The 17,235-nt window shown below is 71.5% G+C and carries 12 protein-coding genes and 1 tRNA gene; 6 read left to right on the forward strand and 7 right to left on the reverse strand.

The features are described 5' to 3' along the window. Window positions 1–83 precede the first annotated feature (83 nt). The 5 genes from ABD236_RS24520 (at window position 84) to ABD236_RS24540 (ending at window position 5,100) form a co-directional block, all read left to right on the forward strand. Window positions 84–815, forward strand: coding sequence for a class I SAM-dependent methyltransferase (locus tag ABD236_RS24520; protein ID WP_344076823.1), 732 nt, complete (start codon window positions 84–86; stop codon window positions 813–815). Beyond that, complete coding sequence (locus ABD236_RS24525; protein ID WP_344076825.1) at window positions 812–1,726, forward strand: bifunctional DNA primase/polymerase; 915 nt, start codon at window positions 812–814, stop codon at window positions 1,724–1,726. Before ABD236_RS24520 ends, ABD236_RS24525 begins: the two co-directional genes overlap by 4 nt. Window positions 1,727–2,132: 406 nt before the next feature. Continuing rightward, complete coding sequence (locus tag ABD236_RS24530; protein WP_344076827.1) at window positions 2,133–3,293, forward strand: DUF3631 domain-containing protein; 1,161 nt, start codon at window positions 2,133–2,135, stop codon at window positions 3,291–3,293. 230 nt (window positions 3,294–3,523) lie between these two features. Further along, entirely contained in the window at window positions 3,524–3,760 is a 237-nt protein-coding gene (locus ABD236_RS24535; RefSeq protein WP_344076829.1) for a helix-turn-helix transcriptional regulator, read from the forward strand. 74 nt (window positions 3,761–3,834) lie between these two features. Then, window positions 3,835–5,100, forward strand: a complete 1,266-nt coding sequence (locus ABD236_RS24540; protein ID WP_344076831.1) for a tyrosine-type recombinase/integrase — start codon at window positions 3,835–3,837, stop codon at window positions 5,098–5,100. A gap of 213 nt (window positions 5,101–5,313) precedes the next feature. Here the strand turns inward: ABD236_RS24540 and ABD236_RS24545 are convergent, their stop codons facing one another. From ABD236_RS24545 to ABD236_RS24560, 4 genes are all read right to left on the reverse strand, one after another. Continuing rightward, complete coding sequence (locus ABD236_RS24545; protein ID WP_344076833.1) at window positions 5,314–6,747, reverse strand: LAETG motif-containing sortase-dependent surface protein; 1,434 nt, start codon at window positions 6,745–6,747, stop codon at window positions 5,314–5,316. Window positions 6,748–6,966: 219 nt separating this feature from the next. Then, the gene (locus ABD236_RS24550) at window positions 6,967–7,578 is read right to left on the reverse strand and encodes a single-stranded DNA-binding protein (RefSeq protein WP_344076835.1); all 612 of its coding nucleotides are present in this window, start codon (window positions 7,576–7,578) and stop codon (window positions 6,967–6,969) included. A 284-nt stretch (window positions 7,579–7,862) separates the two neighbouring features. After that, window positions 7,863–9,629, reverse strand: coding sequence for a GTPase (locus tag ABD236_RS24555; RefSeq protein WP_344077108.1), 1,767 nt, complete (start codon window positions 9,627–9,629; stop codon window positions 7,863–7,865). A 1,151-nt stretch (window positions 9,630–10,780) separates the two neighbouring features. Further along, entirely contained in the window at window positions 10,781–12,379 is a 1,599-nt protein-coding gene (locus ABD236_RS24560; protein WP_344077111.1) for a dynamin family protein, read from the reverse strand. 343 nt (window positions 12,380–12,722) lie between these two features. Here ABD236_RS24560 and ABD236_RS24565 point away from each other — a divergent pair. Beyond that, window positions 12,723–12,795, forward strand: a tRNA-Arg gene (locus ABD236_RS24565). 154 nt (window positions 12,796–12,949) lie between these two features. Here ABD236_RS24565 and ABD236_RS24570 read toward each other — a convergent pair. The 3 genes from ABD236_RS24570 to ABD236_RS24580 form a co-directional block, all read right to left on the reverse strand. Next, on the reverse strand, window positions 12,950–13,723 hold the full coding sequence (locus ABD236_RS24570) for an alpha/beta fold hydrolase (RefSeq protein WP_344076837.1): 774 nt from the start codon (window positions 13,721–13,723) through the stop codon (window positions 12,950–12,952). 174 nt (window positions 13,724–13,897) lie between these two features. Next, window positions 13,898–15,595: an FAD-binding oxidoreductase gene (locus ABD236_RS24575; RefSeq protein WP_344076839.1), complete on the reverse strand. Its 1,698-nt coding sequence runs from the start codon at window positions 15,593–15,595 to the stop codon at window positions 13,898–13,900. Window positions 15,596–15,777: 182 nt separating this feature from the next. Then, the gene (locus ABD236_RS24580) at window positions 15,778–16,974 is read right to left on the reverse strand and encodes an MFS transporter (protein WP_344076842.1); all 1,197 of its coding nucleotides are present in this window, start codon (window positions 16,972–16,974) and stop codon (window positions 15,778–15,780) included. Window positions 16,975–17,235: the final 261 nt, after the last annotated feature.

Below are 17,235 nucleotides of genomic sequence, written 5' to 3' on the forward strand. Positions count from 1 at the left end.
TGATCCAAGGGCGGCCCCCGTCTCGCCAAAGTCCGGGGCCGCCCTGGTCTCCAGCCATCAACTCAACAGTGGAGGTCTCCAGCATGACCTACCCCACCGACATCCGGCGAGCGTTCGCCCCGGGCCGGCCGCTGCTGGTTCTGGACGCTTTCTGTTGCATCGGGGGCGCGACCGCGGGTTACCGGCGCGCGTTCCCCGGCTGCCACATCACCGGCGTCGACAAGGAAGCCCAACCCGACTATCGGGGCGATGCCTTCCATCGGGGCGACGCGATCGAGTTCATCCGCGCCCACGGCGACCGTTTCGACTTCATTCACGCCTCCCCGCCCTGTCAGGGCGAGGGTGCCCCGACCAAGGGCACCAACGCGGCACGCAACGCCGCGATCGGCCGCACCTACCCGCGTCTGATCACGCCCACCCGGGCGACGCTGGAGGCGACGGGTCGGCCGTACGTGATGGAGAACGTGCCGGGCTCAGAGGTCCGCAAAGACATCCGCCTGTGTGGAGAACAGTTCGGACTCGGGGTGCTCATGCACCGCTACTTCGAACTCGGAGGCTGGACGTTTCCTCAGCCCCCGCATCCCAAGCACCGGGGACGGGTGCGCGGGTGGCGGCACGGCGAATATCACGACGGCCCGTACGTGGCGGCGTACGGCAAGGGCGGGGGCAAGGCCAGCGTGGAGGAGATCCGCGCGGCCAAGGGCATCGACTGGTCCACCGACCACTTCCGCCTGCGCGAAGCGCTGCCGCCGGCCTACACCGAATGGATCGGCCGCGCTTTCCTCACCTCCTGCACGCTGGGGGTGGCGGCATGACGCGTCGCCCTGCTTCCGCGCTGCTGTCGGCGGCGCTGGAGGCTGCCGAACGCGGTTGGCACGTCCTCCCGTTGCGCCCGTGCGACAAGCGCCCCGCCTTGCATGGTGAGGACGCGTGCCCCGGGGTGCGGGACTGCGCGGGCGGTCACCGCAAGTGGGAGGACCGCGCCACCACCGACCCGGACCGTATCCGCCGGGCTTGGGCCGACATTCCGTTCAATGTCGGCATCGCCACCGGCCCCTCCCACCTGGTCGTGGTCGATCTCGACACGCCCAAGCACAAGGGCAACAGCAACAGCAGTGCGGACACGCCTTGCGGCGTGACGACCTTCCAAGCGCTCTGCGAGCGCGCCGGACAGGCCGTGCCGGCCACCCACACGGTGCGGACTGCAAGCGGTGGAAGCCACCTGTACTTCACCGCCCCGCCCGGCATCCGCCTGCCCAACAGCGCGGGCAAGCTGGGCAAACTGATCGACACCCGGGCGTGGGGCGGGTACGTGGTCGCCACCGGAAGCCGCACCGCCACCGGCGCCTACACGGTCACCGACCCTCGCGGGCCGGTACCGCTCCCGGACTGGCTGTACGCCCTTCTCGCGCCCCGCCAGGCATCGCGGCCCGCTCTGCCCGCGACACCCTCGGTTCGGGCCTCCCGCTACGCAGAAGCCGCCCTGCGCGCCGAACTCTGCTCCGTGCACGAGGCGGTGGAGGGCGAGCGGAACGTGACGCTGCTCGCGGCGGCGCGCGCCCTAGGGCGGTTCGTCGCGTGGGGCGACCTTCCCCGCTCGCTGGTGGAGGAGGCTCTTCAGTCGGCGGGGGAGGCGGCCGGACTGGCAGAGCGACAGTGCCGCGCCACGATCCGCAGCGCCCTGAACTGGTCCATCGCCCGCAACGGGACCCGGAGGGCCGCATGAACCACCCGCCACGCCCCCGACTGAAGAGCCCTCCCGAGCACCCCGGGCCCCCGTCCGCCGCCCGACCGGCGTCGCGTCAGGCGGCCGTGGGCGCCCCGAAGGGCGTCGCCCGTCAGGGCGTCCTTTCAGCTTGTCGCCCTGACCCGCACGTCTCCGCCGACCCGACACCGTACCGGCCCGGAATCCGTATCTCCGCGCCGCCCGTCTACCGCCACCACTACGACGGGGCCCGCTGGTCCACGCGCTGTGCCAGTACCCCCACCGCCGCGTACGCGTGTGCCTGCGGAAAGAGCGCCACGGCCACCGGCGCCGAAGCCGTGGCCGAACTGGTCGACGCCTACGCCTACCACCGATCCATCTGCACCGGGACGCCCGCCGCCCCCGCCGCTGAAGGAAGGGCCGCCGCATGACGAACACCAACGACGGTGCCGCGCTGCTGAACGAGGTGGAAGCCTTCCACCGCCGCTTCAACGTCTTCCCCTCCGAAGCCGCCTACGTCGCCGTAGTCCTGTGGGACGCACACGCGCACCTGCTGGACTGCTTCGACGCCACCCCGCGTCTGGCGTTCCTCTCCCCGGAACCCGCGTCGGGCAAGTCCCGGGCGCTGGAGATCGTGGAAACCGTGGCCCCCTTCCCGATGGTCGCGGTCAACGCGTCCGCCTCAGCCCTGTTCCGGGCTGTATCGGGGATGAGCGCCCGGCCGACGATCCTGTTCGACGAGATCGACACCGTCTTCGGCCCCAAGGCCGGCGACAACGAACAACTGAGGGGTTTCCTCAACGCCGGACACCGCCGCTCCGGCGTCATGTACCGGTGCGTGGGGGACGGGGCGAACCAGCAGGTCCAGGAGTTCCCCTCGTTCTGCGCGGTCGCGGTCGCAGGGCTCGGCTCGCTGCCCGACACGATCCTGACCCGCTCGGTCATCATCCGCATGCGCCGGCGCGCCCGCAACGAACGAGTGGAGCCGTTCCGCCAGCGCGTCCACGAGGGCGAGGGACACGCCTTGCGGGACCGGCTGGCCACATGGGCCGACAGTGTCCGGGACGTGGTCGACGGGGCCTTCCCGTCCATGCCGGATGAGGTCACCGACCGCCCCGCCGACGTGTGGGAACCGCTGATCGTCGTGGCCGACGCGGCCGGCGGGGACTGGCCCAAGCGGGCCCGCGCCGCCTGTATCGAGCTGGTCAACGCCTCCAAGGCCGACGACAAGGGCAGCATCGGCATCCGGCTCCTGACCGACCTGCGCGATCACGTCCTCAATGGCATTGACCGCCTGCCCACCGTGTCCGTCCTCGAACGCCTCCACAGCCTCGACGAAGCACCGTGGGCCGACATGGGCGGCAAGCCCCTGGACGCACGCGGCCTGTCCCGGATGCTGCGCGAGTACATGACCAGCGACAACACCCCCATCGTGGCCCGCAACATCAAAGCCGGGGGAGCCGTCCTCAAGGGCTACTACGCCACCGACCTGAACGACGCGTGGCAGCGCTACTGCCCACCCCCCGCTGAAAGTCCGCTACTTCCGCTACCTCCGCTACCGCCCAGGTCAGAGCCCTTGATCGGGTAGCGGGAAGCCCAGATTCATCCGCTACCGCACGCCCCCTTGCCGCTACCGGCCCGGTGCCCGCCGCCCGGCCGGTAGCGGCACCCATCCGCTACCGCTACCCCTATCCGCTACCTCGATCATGCCCCTGACCAGGAAGGTAGCGGAGGTAGCGGAAGTAGCGGACCTGACAGGGGGGAGGGGTACCGCCCCTGCCCTCCTCCCGCTCCACCGGACACGAGGAGACCCGCCGCATGGCAACGCCAACCTCCAGTGACCCGCGCACCACCCTGCGGGCCGGACTCCCGGACCGCTACCTCACCCCCGAAGACCTGGTGGCCCTGTTCGCCCTGGAGAGCGTCGAGACGCTCTACACCTGGCGCAAGAAGCGCATAGGGCCGCCCGGCTTCCGCGTCGGCAGGCACGTGCGCTACGACCCCGCCGCAGTCCGTGCCTGGGTCGACGACCTCTCCGACCACGACGACGACTAACCCACCACCACCCCATCACAGGGACGCGGCCACCCCCGGTCGCGTCCCTGCTCACGTTCCAGAGGAGTACCGAAGTGGCAGGCCATATCCAAGACCGCTGGTACAAAACCGAGATCGGCGCCGACGGCAAGCCTCGCCGGATCAAGAGCGACCGGTACGGCATCGGGCTGCGCTACCGCGCCCGCTACATCGGGCCGGACGGCACCGAGAAGTCCAAGTCCTTCCCCGACAGGCAGAAGCGGCTCGCCGACCAGTGGTTGGCGCAGATCGAAGCCGACATGGCGCGTGGCGAGTACATCGACCCGCGTGCGAGCCGCACAACGTTCCGGCAGTTCGCTGAGAAGTGGGTCAAGAGTCAGACCACGGACGAGACCAGCCGTGCGGCTGTCGAGTCGCGGCTGCGGCTTCATGCCTACCCGTACATCGGGTCGCGGCCGCTCTCCTCGTTCAAGCCCGAGCACATTCGCGACTGGTCAGGCGAGTTGAAGCAGGCGATCCCGTCGGCCACCTACCGGCGATCCATCTTCGAGAATGTCTCATCCGTCATGAACGCGGCGGTCGACGACGGGATCCTGCGGCGCAACCCGTGCCGTGCCACGTCGGTCAAGGCGCCGCAGCCGGTGCTGACCCGCGTCCGGCCATGGCCGGTAGAGAGGGTGTTCGCTGTCCGGGCCGCTCTGCCTGAGCGCTACCGAGCGATGGTCGATCTCGGAGCTGGGTGCGGACTGCGTCAGGGGGAGATCTTCGGTCTGCCCGTGGACGAAATCGGCTTCCTGGCCAACTGGCTTCATATCTCGTACCAGGTGAAGCGCGTGCACGGCACGCTCGTGTTCGCCCCGCCCAAACGGGGCAAGGTCCGAGGCGCTCCCCTGCCCAGTCAGGTGGGGAGGGCTCTCGCTGAGCACATGCGTCGATTCCCGCCGGTCGCGGTGACCCTGCCATGGCTTACACCGGATGGGCCCCCTCTCACCAAGTCCCTGGTGTTCACGAGCACCGCAGGCAAAGCCGTGTGGCGCAGCGCCTTCAACGACCAATCATGGAAGCCCGCTCTCGCGGCTGCCGGCGTCATCCAGGAGCCAGAGCTGGGGAAGCGGTACCAGTCGGCGCGTGAACACGGCATGCATGCGCTGAGGCACTTCTACGCGTCCGTGTTGCTGGACGCCGGAGAGAGCGTCAAGGCGCTGAGTACGTACCTGGGTCACAGCGACCCGGGATTCACGCTCCGGGTCTATACGCACCTCATGCCGAGCAGTGAGGGGCGGACGCGGAGGGCCGTGGATCGCGCCTTCCAAGGGCCCGGTTTCCATGATCACGGCCCAGGGACGGCCCAGGCGGCATGAGACGGCCCCCTGCTTGCGGTTCCGCCGCAGGTGGGGGGCGGTTTTCCGAGATCGGGAGGCTAGTAACACCCCATCTTGCCGTACCGCCACCCCCTGGCGGAAACGGGTACTTCCCGCGGGACGCCAGTGGCCCCGGTGCGCCTGCGCTCACCGGGGCCACTGTCACAGGGTGGTCACTCTGAGTCCACGGTGGGGTGGCTCAGAGCCGTGGGGTCAGTGCCCAGCGGTCCCGGCCTTCTTGCGGCGGAGGAAGAACACCGCGCCGCCGCCTATGACGACCAGGGCGACAGCGACGCCCGCGATCATCGGTGTGGAGCTGGAGGAGCCGGTCTCGGCGAGGTCACCACCGGTGGTGGAGCCGGACGAGGTGCCGCCCGCGGAAGCGGGGCTGGGCTGCGACGACGGCTTGGTGCTGGGGGTGCCGGCGGTCTTGCAGTCCAGGACGCCCTTGAACTCCTGCTTGAAGCCGTTCGGCCCGGTGATCACGAAGTCGTAGGCCTGGTCCTCGGCGACCGGGACGGTGACGGTCTTCGACTTGCCGGCGTCGATCGTGTACGAGAAGCCGGCCAGCTTGAAGGTGAACGCCTCGTCGCCCTTGTTGGTCGCCGTGACGTCCACGCCGCCCTTGGCGCAGTTCTTCGCGGCCGTCAGGGCCGGAATGGCGCCCTGCTTGGCCCAGGTGGCCTTGGCGGTGGCGGTCACCGTGGAGTCGCTGGAGCCGGCCAGGATCTGCGTCTGGCTCTTGGACTCACTGGCGAACGCACGGCCGACCGGCACCTGGGTGGTGGCCTGGACGGTCAGCGACGCGGAGCCCGGCTGGGCGCCCGCGGGCACGTCGAAGAACAGCTGCGAGCCGTTCTTGACGGTCGTGGCGACCTTGCCCGACTTGTCGACGACCTTGACGCCGGAGTCCTTGAGCTCCTCGGACGGGGTCACCGTGGCCTTGTCGGCGTTGGTGTGGACGGTCACCGGGCCGAGCTTGGAGCCCGCCTTGCCGGAGACGGCCGCGTTGTCCAGGGTGAGGGAGGCCTTGGGCTCGCCCACGTTCTGCGCCGACTTGGTCAGCCAGTCGGCCAGGTCCTTGGCCTGCAGGTCCACCGCGTCGACCTGGGCGTGGTCCGAGTAGCGCCAGATGGCGACCTGGGTGGCCGCGGCGGCCGTGCCATTGGTCAGCTGGCCCTTGAGACCGGCCGACTTGGCGAGCGCCGTCAGATCGTTCACCTGCGGGTACGAGTGCTCGAGGATCCAGCGGATCTTGCCCGCGTCGGGGTTGCCGCTCAGCGAGGTACCGCTCCAGGGGGTCTCCTGGTACTTCGCGGCCTGCTGGGTCGGGTTGTGGATGTCGATGCAGTACGTACGCAGGGTGCCGCCGCCGTCGACGACCATCTGGAACAGACCGGCCGAGACGGGCCGGTCGCCGCCCTGCTGGTGGATGACGGCCTTGCCCGAGGCGTTCGGGTCCAGGCCCTTGATGGTGGCCGACGCGCCGCCCTGGTGCTGGGCGGGCGAGTCGGCGACCGCCGTGCCCGCACCGGCTATGGCGCCGCCGGCGACCAGACCCGAGACGGCGACGGCGGCAGCGAGGCGTGCCGCGCCGCGCTTGCGTACAGACTTGGGTACAGAAAACCCGTGAACGACTGAAAACACAGAATTCCCCTTCGGGCGAGGAGCTTTCGCGTACGTGCGCGTGGGGGAAGTGCCTCGCCTGCTGACTCAAGTGCCCCGTGAGTACCGGGAATCCTATGGAGGTCGCGCCTCCTGATCCCCTGTCATACGGTCAGATAACCATTCCGAATCGGAATCGTTATCGCCGGTACCCGTTCCCACCTGGGGTTATCGACAAATCGCCAGTGCGGAAACGGACTTTCAGGGCGTCGCGGCCGCTCCCGCGGACGCCTTCGCGAGAGCCGCTTCACGCCCCTCACCAGGGCTTTCACCGGTCACTCCGACGCTCACCCCCTCCACCCCGTCACCCCCAGCTACCGCATCCGCACCGCCCGTTCCCGCCCACTCCGGAGCGGGCTGGGAAACCGGTTGCGAGACCTGTTTCCGTGTTCGCGAATCCGGCGAAACGTCCTCTCCCGCAGGGTCCTTGGGCGGTTCCGTCAGCGACGGGTCCGCTTTCATCACCCGTCGGAAAGCCGAGGTGCCCCGGGTCAGGTCATGACCCACCGCGATCGCCTCGACATCCGCCGAGAACCTGCGCTGTCCGTCCAGGTCCTCGTCACGCACCCGCAACCTGCCGTGCACCACGAGCGGTTCGCCCACCGCGACCGAACTCGCCAGGTTCAGGCCCAGCGTCCGCCAGGCCCAGACCGTGTAGAAACTGGAGTGCCCGTCCACCCAGGCGGCCTTCTGCCGGTCGAACCGGCGCGGAGTCACCGCCAGCCGGAACCGGGCCACCCCGCCCGTCGCCGTCTCCCGGTACTCCACCCGCGTCGCGGCGTTCCCCACCAGCGTCACCAGCGTGTCGTTCATCCCCGTCACTCCCCCGTCACACCTGTCCGTGCGCGCCCGTCGCGCGCACGGCGTCCCCGTCGCAACTCCGTCCGGCCCAGGCGGCCGATCGAACCCTTGCGCTGTCGATCTCCATGCTGGACCGGACGGAGGACCTTGCGCCGGGGGCTGTGGACGGCCCGGCGGTTGTGGAAAACCTCTTCACCCGTACGGGGGTTGTCGGGGTACGGGGGTGTGCGGCGGGGCCCGCTCCCCGCTCGCCCTCGCGGGCGCGCCGCCTTACGCCCCCGGGTGCGCCACCCCCGTCACGACACCCCCGCCCGTACCGCCGTCCCCGCGCCCCCGCGCACGGCCACGTACTGCTCGCGCACCTCGCGGTAGCGCAGCAACTCGGCCGCGACCGGGTCCAGGACCTTCGCCCGGCCGCACCCGGCCGCCGCCTCCCGCAGCCTTCGCTCGGCCTCCTGGCCATAGCGTCGGCCGGGCCCGCGCGCCGCCACCGCGCAGGCCCACTCGACCAGCGGACCCCCGACGATCCCGGCCAGCATCACCAGCGCGGGCACCAGGAGGCCGGGCTCGAGCACGCCCACGATCTGGCCGAGGAGCCAGAGTCCGCCCACGATCTGCACCAGCGTCATGGCCGCCTGCACCACCACCGCCGCGGGCCACCAGGCGGGCCGGGGCGAGGTGCCCCGTTCGAGCTCCGCCCGTACCGCCAGCTCGTCCAGGGCCTGCGGCAACCCCTCGGCGCCGCGTACCGCCGCTTCCCGTACGGCCTGTGCCCAGGGGGCGGGCAGCCCGGTGGCCGCCTCGTCGGCGACCAGGCGTACGGCCTGCTCGACACGCTGGCGGGCCGTCACCTCCTCCTCCGGAGGAGGAGCGGGCTGGGGCGACTCGCGGCCCGGGACGCGCATCCGCTCGTACCAGCGCCAGAGTCGCAGCCACGGGGTGCCGCAGGCGCGGCCGGCGTTGCGGCGCCACTCGCGTTCGGCGGCCTCGCCCGCGGCGGCCGCGCCCACGGCGGCGGCGAGCCGGTCGGTGAACGCCTCCCGGGCCCGCTCGTCGAGCCCTGAACGCCCGTCCGCGACGTACAGAGGACGCAGGCCGGCGGCGGCCGCGTCCAGGTCGGCCGCCACCCGGCGTTCCGGCGCGCCGCGCTCCTGGACGAACCGGCTCAGGAGGTCGCGCAGTTCGCCGACGCCCTGGCCGGTGAGGGCGGAGAGGGAGACCACGGTGGCGCCGGGTTCGCCGTGCTCGCCGAGCGCCATGCCGTCCTCGTCCAGGAGGCGGCGCAGATCGTCGAGCACCTGGTCGGCGGCCTCGCCGGGCAGCCGGTCCACCTGGTTGAGCACGACGAACGTGACCTCTGCGTGCCCGGCCAGCGGCCGCAGATAGCGCTCGTGGAGCACGGCGTCCGCGTACTTCTCCGGGTCGACGACCCAGAGCACCGCGTCGACCAGAGCCAGTACGCGCTCGGCCTGGCGGCGGTGTTCGACGACCGCCGAGTCGAGGTCGGGCAGGTCGACGAGGACCAGCCCCTGGAGGGCCTCGGCGTTCGGGTCGGTGGGCAGCGGTCGGCGCCGCAGCCGCCCCGGCAGTCCCAGCCGGTCCAGCAGGCCCGCCGCGCCGTCCGTCCAACTGCACGCGATCGGCGCGGCGGTGGTGGGGCGGCGCAGTCCCGTCTCTGAGATGTGCGTACCCGCGAGGGCGTTGAAGAGGGTCGACTTGCCGCTGCCGGTGGCTCCGGCGATGGCGACGACGGTGTGCCGCGCGGACAGCCGCTGCCGTGCGGCGGCCTCGTCCAGTACGCGGCCGGCCTCGGCCAGCGTCTTCCCGTCGAGCCGTGTCCGCGACAACCCGATGAGCTCCCGCAGCGCTTCGAGACGCCCGCGCAACTCGCCTCCGTAGGGGCCCCCGATGGGCACGTACTCCTCGACCGGCTCGGGCTCCTCGACGGGAACTTCGTCCTCGGCCGGCTCGTTCACCCGTCGAGCGATCAGCCCGTCGTCCCAGCCGGACGGGGAACCGGCGAAGGCGCGGCGGGTCGGGGGACGGCTCGGTTTGGCCGGGATGGCCTCGGGCGCGGGGCGGTTCCGTGCGGATGGGGTCGTCGATGCGGGGCGGCTCGAGACCGGCGGGGCCGTGGGGGGCGATTCGGAACGCGGGGGTGTTTCGGTGCGAGTGGTACGGGTGGTGCGTACGCGGGCGCCCAGGGGGAGGCGACTGGATTTGGGTGAGCTTGCTTTGGGTGAGCTGGACTTGGGTGGGGTGGCTGCGCAGGCGTCGGCCTTGGGTGAGGCGGCCTCGGGGACGTCAGCTCTCGGCGTGGCGGCCCTCGACCGGGCGGCTTTGGGTGAGTCGGCTCTCGGCGAGGCGGCTTTAGGCGATTCGGCTCTCGGCGGGTCGGTCTTGGAGCCACCTGCTTTGCGTGCGGCGGGCTTGGCGGCACCGGATTTGGGGGCGCCGATTTTTGGGGCCTCGGATGTGAGGGCGTCAGTGGTCGGGGGCTCGGGTGAGGTTTCGGCCGGGGTCTCGGCTGAGGTGTCGGCCGGAGTCTCGGCTGGCCTGACAGCCGGGGTCTCGGCTGAGGTGACAGCAGCGCTCTCGGCCGGGGCGCTCGCCGACATGTCGACTTCCGTGGACTCCATCCCGGGCGTGTCGCGCTCGGACGGATCACCTCCGGATGTGGTGGCTCCAGACGTGTCGGTGTCGGGCGTGTTGGTGTCGGTGTCGGGCGTGTCGGCCTCGCCCGGGAGGGGTTCCGGCCGCGCCGCCGTGGTGGGGGGCGCGGATCCGTTGACCACGGCCGCCCGCTCCTCGGGCCCGGGCCGCCGGGAAGCGGGCCGTTCGGCCCACGGGCGGTCGAAGCCGAGCCAGCCGGAGGTCGGCCCGACGGTGTCGAGTCCGCCGATCGGGGGCCGTCCGGTGGCTCGTAGCTCGACGGTCAGGGAGGGCACGGCCGCCGGTGCCGAGGCGCTTGCACCTGCGGGGGAACCACCGGAGGAAGACCGCTCCCCCTCCTTCGACCTCCTCTCCGAACCTCCGTCCGAACCCCCCTCCGGCGAGGCGGAAGACACGGGCGCGGCACCTGCCTTCCGCGCCTCGGAGTCCGATCCCGTCCGTTCGGAGTCGGGCCGTTCGGAGTCGGGCCGTTCGGGGTCGGGCGGCTGCTCGGACTCGGGCTGGTCGGAGCCCGGCCGATCCGTCGGAGCGGTCACCCCGCTCACCTCTCCTTCTGCAGTAGGGACAGCGCGGCGATCAGCCCGGCCTGCGGCTCCGGGGTCACCCGGAGCGCTTCCAGGGGGGCGAGCCGGCGGTCGCGTTCGGCGTTCAGGACACGGTCGATGTACGTCGTGACCAGCTCGCCGCCCTGGTCGCGCAGGCGCAGCGCGCGCTTGGCGCCGATGCGCTCGGCGAGCCGCTCCCCGGCCCTGCGGGCGCGGCGCCCGCCGAGCAGCGCGGCCGCCAGCAGGGCGGCCACGGCCTCGGCGGAGGGGGCGACGGCCCGGTCCATCTCCTGGACCTCCTCCTCGGCGAGCTCCTCCAGGACGCGCCGCCAGCGCCGTAGGACCAGGTCGATGCGCTCGCCGGTCTCCCGGTCGCGTACGTTCCTGGTCAGCTCGGCCGCCGCGGGCTCGCGGCCCCACGCCTCGCGGACGCGCTCGTCGGCGGCGTCCGCGGCGCACCCGAGCAGCTCGGCGAGGCTCTCGCAGAGGGCGTCGAGGAGCTCGACGGAGGTGGCGTCCCGGGGGTACGCACGCCAGCGGGTGAGCGCGTCCCCGGCGAGTACGCCCCCCGCCTGCAGTCTGCGCCGCACACGTGCCCCTTCCCGCTCGTACGCCTCCTCCACCGCGGTCGTCATCCGTACGGCGGCGGCGTACTGCGTGGCGACGGCGGAGGCGAGCTCGGGCATCCGGGCGTTGAGCGAGTCGATGACGCCGACGGCGGTACGGACGACGGCCTGCTGGCGGGCGGCCGGGTCCTGGGCCCGGTGGGTGAGCCACTCGCCGAGCGGAGCGACCGCGGTGGAGGGCAGCAATCCGCTGCCGCCGCCGGCCGATTCGGGCAGCTCGGGGATGGTGAAGCGGGGCACGTCACCGAGCCCGGCCTTGGTCAGGAGCGCCGCGTACTGCCGGGACACCTCGCCGATGACCTGGTGGGGGACCCGGTCGAGGACGGTGATCAGCATGGCGTTGTACTCCTTGGCCGTCCGCAGCAGATGCCACGGGACGGCGTCGGCGTACCGCGAGGCGGTCGTCACCATCACCCAGATGTCGGCGGCGCAGATCAGCTGGGCGGCGAGCAGACGGTTGCTGACGACGAGTGAGTCGATGTCGGGCGCGTCGAGCAGGGCCAGCCCGACGGGCAGGTTCCGCGAGGTCTCGACGCGCAGCGAGTTCTCCGCGTCGTTGCCGCCGATACCCTCGTCGACCTCCGCCTCCTCGTTCTGCTGGGGCAGCCAGACGCGGGTGAGCTGGGGCAGTACGCGGATCTCGGTGAACCAGTGGTGGTCGTCGGGGTGGCAGACGAGTACGGGGGTGCGGGTCGTCGGCCGCAGCACCCCGGCCTCGCTGACCCGCCGCCCCACAAGGGAGTTGACGAGGGTGGACTTCCCGGCGCCGGTGGACCCGCCCACGACGGCGAGCAGCGGCGCTTCGGGGTCTTTGAGCCGGGGCAGCAGATAGTCGTCGAGCTGGGCGAGCAGCTCGCTCCGGGTCTGCCGTGCCCGCGCCGCCCCCGGCAGGGGCAGCGGAAGACGCACGGCGGCGACCCGGTCGCGCAGGGCGGAGAGTGCGTCGATCAGCTGAGGCCGTACGTCCAAGGTCACCACATGCGAAGAATGCCCAATTTTGGCGCCTTTTTGAAGCGTATGGAGGCCTTCGCGCGCCGATCGGACACATGGGACAGACGGGATGACTGGGACGCAGGCATAACGAGTACACAACACCCGGCGCCACGAGCGTCAAAAGCGCTGCATGTTCCGCGCTCGCCTGCGATTATCGGTTCGCTTCACCGAACCTCCACATCGTGCCACGCAGGTGAAGCAACCGGGGCGAGGCGACAGGAGCCCTATCCTTGTCCCCGGCAAGGTCACGGCCCGGAGCCGCGCTCCGGACCACAGCCTTGCCCGCCCGGGGGCTCCAGGCCACCGCGGCCGCCATCCGGCCCCCGTAGCTCAGTGGATAGAGCAGGCGCCTTCTAAGCGCTTGGCCGCAGGTTCGAGTCCTGCCGGGGGCGCTTCAGCCCGTGCGGTGTCAGGCCCTCCCTCCGGGAGGGCCTTTTTGCTGCTCGCAGCACCGTAGCGCGGTGGTCGTAGCGGCCGCGTAAGGGATGGCTCCGGGGCCATGGGGGGGGAAGGTGGGCGCCCAGTTGGCCGCCGCGCCCGGAGGGATCAGGACTCCAGGAAGCCCCGGAGTGCCCCCGTCAGTTCCTCCGCCCGCTCGAAGATCCCCAGGTGGCCCGCATCCAGTTCCTCGTACACGCTGTCGGCGATGGAGGCGTGGAGCGCCCGGCTGTGTTCCACCGGGACCATCTGGTCGTCCGTGAAGCCTATGACCAGGGTCGGGGTCGTGATGGTGGGGAGCAGGGCGCGGATGTCCACCGTCAGGTCCAGTTCGATCTGGCGGCCCATTCCCGGGGGGATCGGGGCCTCCAGATAGGGGGCCAGGCCCTCGCGGCCGAAGTGGTTCAGCTGGGTGTTCGTCCAGCCGGTCAGGTGCAGGAAGCGGATGAAGGCGGGATGGTCCGCCTCGTTCAGGCGGCGCCACACGTCGAACGTGAGGTGCAGGCGGGCGTCCGTGTGGGCCCAGCCGCCGACCAGGGCCACCCGGCGGAACAGTTCCGGGTGCCTCGCCGCCGCCGCTGCCACCACGACCGCGCCCAGCGAGTAGCCGACCGCGTCCGTCGGACCCGTGCCCGTCTCCCTCACCGTGGCCACCAGTTGCTCCACCAGCAGGTCCACCGTCAGCGGGCCGCCCGCGTCCTTGGTGGCTCCGCTGCCGGAGAGGTTCGGGCGGACCACCGTACGTACGTCCGTGAACGCGTCCACCAAGTGGCCGAAGTTCGTCTCCGCGCTTCCTCCGGTCCCGTGGACCAGGACCAGCCCGGGGCCGGAGCCTGCCGTGAAGTACTCCACCTCGAAGTCGGGCGTCGAAACGACGGGCATGCGTTCTTCTCCTTGTGTGGATGGGAGGGTGGCGGGGGGGGGAAGTGAGTCGAGGCTGGCGGCCGGTGGCCGACGGCTGGCGGCAGGTGGCAGGTGGCTGTCGGTTGGCGGGTCGGTCGGCCCGGCTGTGAGTTGCCGGGCCGGGCCGGGCCGACCGGTGCGTACGTACGCGCGCTAGCGCGCACCCGCCCCCTCGATCGACAACCCGTGGCGGAACACGTTCCTCGGGTCCCACGTCGCCTTCGCCCGTTGCAGGCGCGGGTAGTTGCCCTTGTAGTAGAGGGAGTGCCACGGGACGCCCGACTTGTTCCAGCGCGGGTCGGCCATCTCCTTGTCCGCGTAGTTGATGAAGCAGCCGTCCGTGACCCGACCGGGGACCGGGACGCCGCCGCTCTCCGCGTACACGTCCTGGTAGAACTCCCGTACCCAGCCGCTGTGCTTGGCGTCCTCCGCCGGGTCGCTCCAGAACGCCAGGTACTGCAACTTCAGGATCGAGTCGCGCTGCGGCACCGCCGTCGCAGTCGACGGGACCGCGTTGATCCGGCCGCCGTAGCCAGCGATGATCATCAGCGCCGCCCCGTTGGCGTAGTCCGTACGCGTCAACTGGCGGTGGATCGCGGCGAGCTGGGACTTCGGGAAGCCCTTGCGCATGTACGCCGACTTGTCCTCGAAGCGCAGCGTCGGGTCGCCGCCCGCGAAGCCGGGCCACTTGGTGCCGTGCAGCCACGGCAGCCGCTGCGGCTTGGACTCCTGGGCGGGCACGCCCACCCCGTCCGACACGAACGCGATGAAGTCCGCCAGCTCCCGCTCCGCCTCGGGGCGCGTCGCGTCGATCTGGGTGACCATGAGGATCGAACCCGCCGACCGGTGGAACGGCTTGAGCTGGCTGAACAGACCCAGCGCGGGCGAGTCCGGCGCGCTGTTGCGCTCGAACCAGGTGGTGTAGTTCGTCAGCAGCCGCTGGAAGCCCTGCTTGGTCAGGCCCTCCCACGGCCAGCTCACCGTCGACACCAGCAGCTCCGCCGGCGGACGCGGCAGCAGCCGGGTCGGGTCGTCGCCGGTCGCGCCGGGCGAGCGCAGCCAGTACTTGGTGATCACACCGAAGTTGCCGCCGCCACCGCCCGTGTGCGCCCACCACAGCTCGCGCAGCTCCGGGTCGGCGCTGTCGCGGGTCGCCACCACGCGCCGGGCCCTGCCCGACTCATCGACGACGACGACCTCGACGCCGTACAGATGGTCCACCGTCAGCCCGAACTTCCGGGACAGCGCGCCGTATCCGCCGCCCACGATGTGGCCGCCCGCCCCCACCGAGGGGCAGGAGCCGCCGGGGATCGTCACACCCCAGACCTTGTACAGCTTGTCGTACACCTCCGACAGCATCGCCCCCGGCTCGACCGCGAACGCCCGCCGGCCCGCGTCGTACGTGATCTCCGCCATCTCGGACATGTCGATCACGACCTGGACCTCGGCGTTGTTGACGAAGTCCTCGTAGCAGTGGCCGCCGCTGCGTACGGCGATGCGCTTGCCGTCGCGTACGGCCTCCTGCACCGCCGCCACCACCTGCTCGGCGGAGCTGACCAGGCGGACGTATTCCGGCCTGCCCACCCAGCGCTGGTTGGTGCCGTGGGTCAGCTCCGGGTAGCGCGGGTCGTCCCGCCGGACCGTGACCGCGCCGAAGTCGGCCGGGTTCGCGGCGCCTTGCCCGGCCCGCGGGCCGGTCGCCGCGGCCGATCCGACACCCGGGAGGGTCAGGGCCGCGGTGGCTCCCCCCACCGCGGCGGTGTGCTGGAGGAGGCGGCGACGCGTCGTCCTGCTCGTACGCGTCGAACTCGTACTCGTCGTACTCGTGCTCGTGCTCGTGCTCGTGCTCATGGTGAGGTGCACCCCGTCGGTCGTCGGACAGCGAGTGGATGGTGGGTGTGGGTGGGAATGGGTGATCTGCGTGCGCGTGGGTGGGTGTGTGTGGGTGGGTGATCTGGGGTTTTTGCTGTGCGGTCCGGCCTCGATGGCCGTTACGTGTGAGCTCCCGTACGTACGCGACGTACGACCCGCCCTTACGCCGCCACCGTCTCCCTCTTCTCCGCCCCCGTCGGCTCGGCCGCCGTCGCCCGGCGGTCCCTGAGCAGTTCGCCCAGGGCCACCAGCGCCGCCAGGCCCGCCAGTGCGGCGCCCGCCGCGACCACCACCCGCAGGCCGAGGTCCAGGTCGAGCAGTCCGCCGCCGAACCAGGCGCCGCCGGCGATGCCGATGTTGAAGGCGGAGATGTTCACCGAGACCGCCAGCGTCGGCGCGCCGCCCGCCACCGAGGTGAGGATGCGGGCCTGGAGGCCGGGCATCACGGCGAAGTAGGCGACGCCGAAGACGAACATCAGCGCCACGCACGCCCAGCGCGTGGGCGCCAGGGCGGCCAGGGCCAGCAGGGCCGCGGCGAGTACCGCGAGGATGCCCGTGAGCGCCGGCATCAGGGCGCGGTCGGCCAGTCGGCCGCCGACCAGGTTGCCCAGCAGCGAGCCGACGCCGAAGACCAGCATCAGCCAGGTCACCGTGGACTTGTCGAAGCCCGCCACATCGGTGAGGAGGGGTGCGAGGAAGGTGTACGCGGTGAACACGGCCGCCATCGCGACCACCGTGATCACCACCGCGAGCTGCACCCGCCGGTTGCCCAGCACCCGCAGCTCGTCCACGGCCGCGGCGGTGACCGGGACCGCGTCGCGCGGCAGAAACAGGGCGACGAGCAGGGCCGCGGCCGCGCTCAGGGCGACCACACCCCAGAACGTGGCCCGCCAGCCGAAGTGCTGGTCGACGAGGACGCCGAGCGGCACGCCGAGCACGGTGGCCAGGTTGAGCCCGACCGCCACCTTGGAGACCGCCGACGCCTCCTTGCCCGGCGGTACCAGGCTGCTGGCCACCACGATGCACACCGCGAAGAGCGTGCAGTGGGTGAGCGCGGACATGACCCGGGCGCCCATGAGTACGGAGTAGCCCGGGGCCAGCGCCGCGAGCACGTTGCCCGCGACGAACAGGCCCATCAGGCCCAGGATCAGCGGCTTGCGCGGCATCCGGCTGGTGGCGAGCGTGATGACCGGGCCACCGATCACCACACCGACGGCGTACGCGGTGACCAGCAGCCCGGCGTCGGCGAGGGAGACCCCCGTGTCGTGCGCGATCGTCGGCAGGATTCCGGCGATGACCAGTTCGGCACTGCCGACGCTGAACACGCACAGCATGAGGGCGAACAAGGGGAGAGGCATGACGGCCTTCCGTGGCGAGGGGGAGGGCGGGGTACGAGCCGGGGTCGGGGGCCCGGCTCGCACCCGGTCGGTGGGGGGGACTAAAGCAACGCGGGGACGGCTTTCTTGGGGCACGGGCGACCCCGCGCCGAAGACAACACCGGGGCGCGGCCTTCTTGGGGGCGCGGGGAACTGCGCGAGCAACCCACCACCCGGCCGCGGACAAAGGCCGGGCCCAAACAGGGGCGCGGGGAACTGCGCGAGCAACCACCCACCCACCCG

Source organism: Streptomyces crystallinus, from assembly GCF_039521265.1.
GTDB classification, from domain to species: domain Bacteria; phylum Actinomycetota; class Actinomycetes; order Streptomycetales; family Streptomycetaceae; genus Streptomyces; species Streptomyces crystallinus.

Coding starts and splice junctions, on each gene's coding strand:
- ABD236_RS24535 (WP_344076829.1), top strand. CDS start 3,524: ATGGCAACGCCAACCTCCAGTGACCCGCGCACCACCCTGCGGGCCGGA.
- ABD236_RS24570 (WP_344076837.1), bottom strand. CDS start 13,723: ATGCCCGTCGTTTCGACGCCCGACTTCGAGGTGGAGTACTTCACGGCA.
- ABD236_RS24575 (WP_344076839.1), bottom strand. CDS start 15,595: ATGAGCACGAGCACGAGCACGAGCACGAGTACGACGAGTACGAGTTCG.
- ABD236_RS24580 (WP_344076842.1), bottom strand. CDS start 16,974: ATGCCTCTCCCCTTGTTCGCCCTCATGCTGTGCGTGTTCAGCGTCGGC.
- ABD236_RS24525 (WP_344076825.1), top strand. CDS start 812: ATGACGCGTCGCCCTGCTTCCGCGCTGCTGTCGGCGGCGCTGGAGGCT.
- ABD236_RS24530 (WP_344076827.1), top strand. CDS start 2,133: ATGACGAACACCAACGACGGTGCCGCGCTGCTGAACGAGGTGGAAGCC.
- ABD236_RS24520 (WP_344076823.1), top strand. CDS start 84: ATGACCTACCCCACCGACATCCGGCGAGCGTTCGCCCCGGGCCGGCCG.
- ABD236_RS24550 (WP_344076835.1), bottom strand. CDS start 7,578: ATGAACGACACGCTGGTGACGCTGGTGGGGAACGCCGCGACGCGGGTG.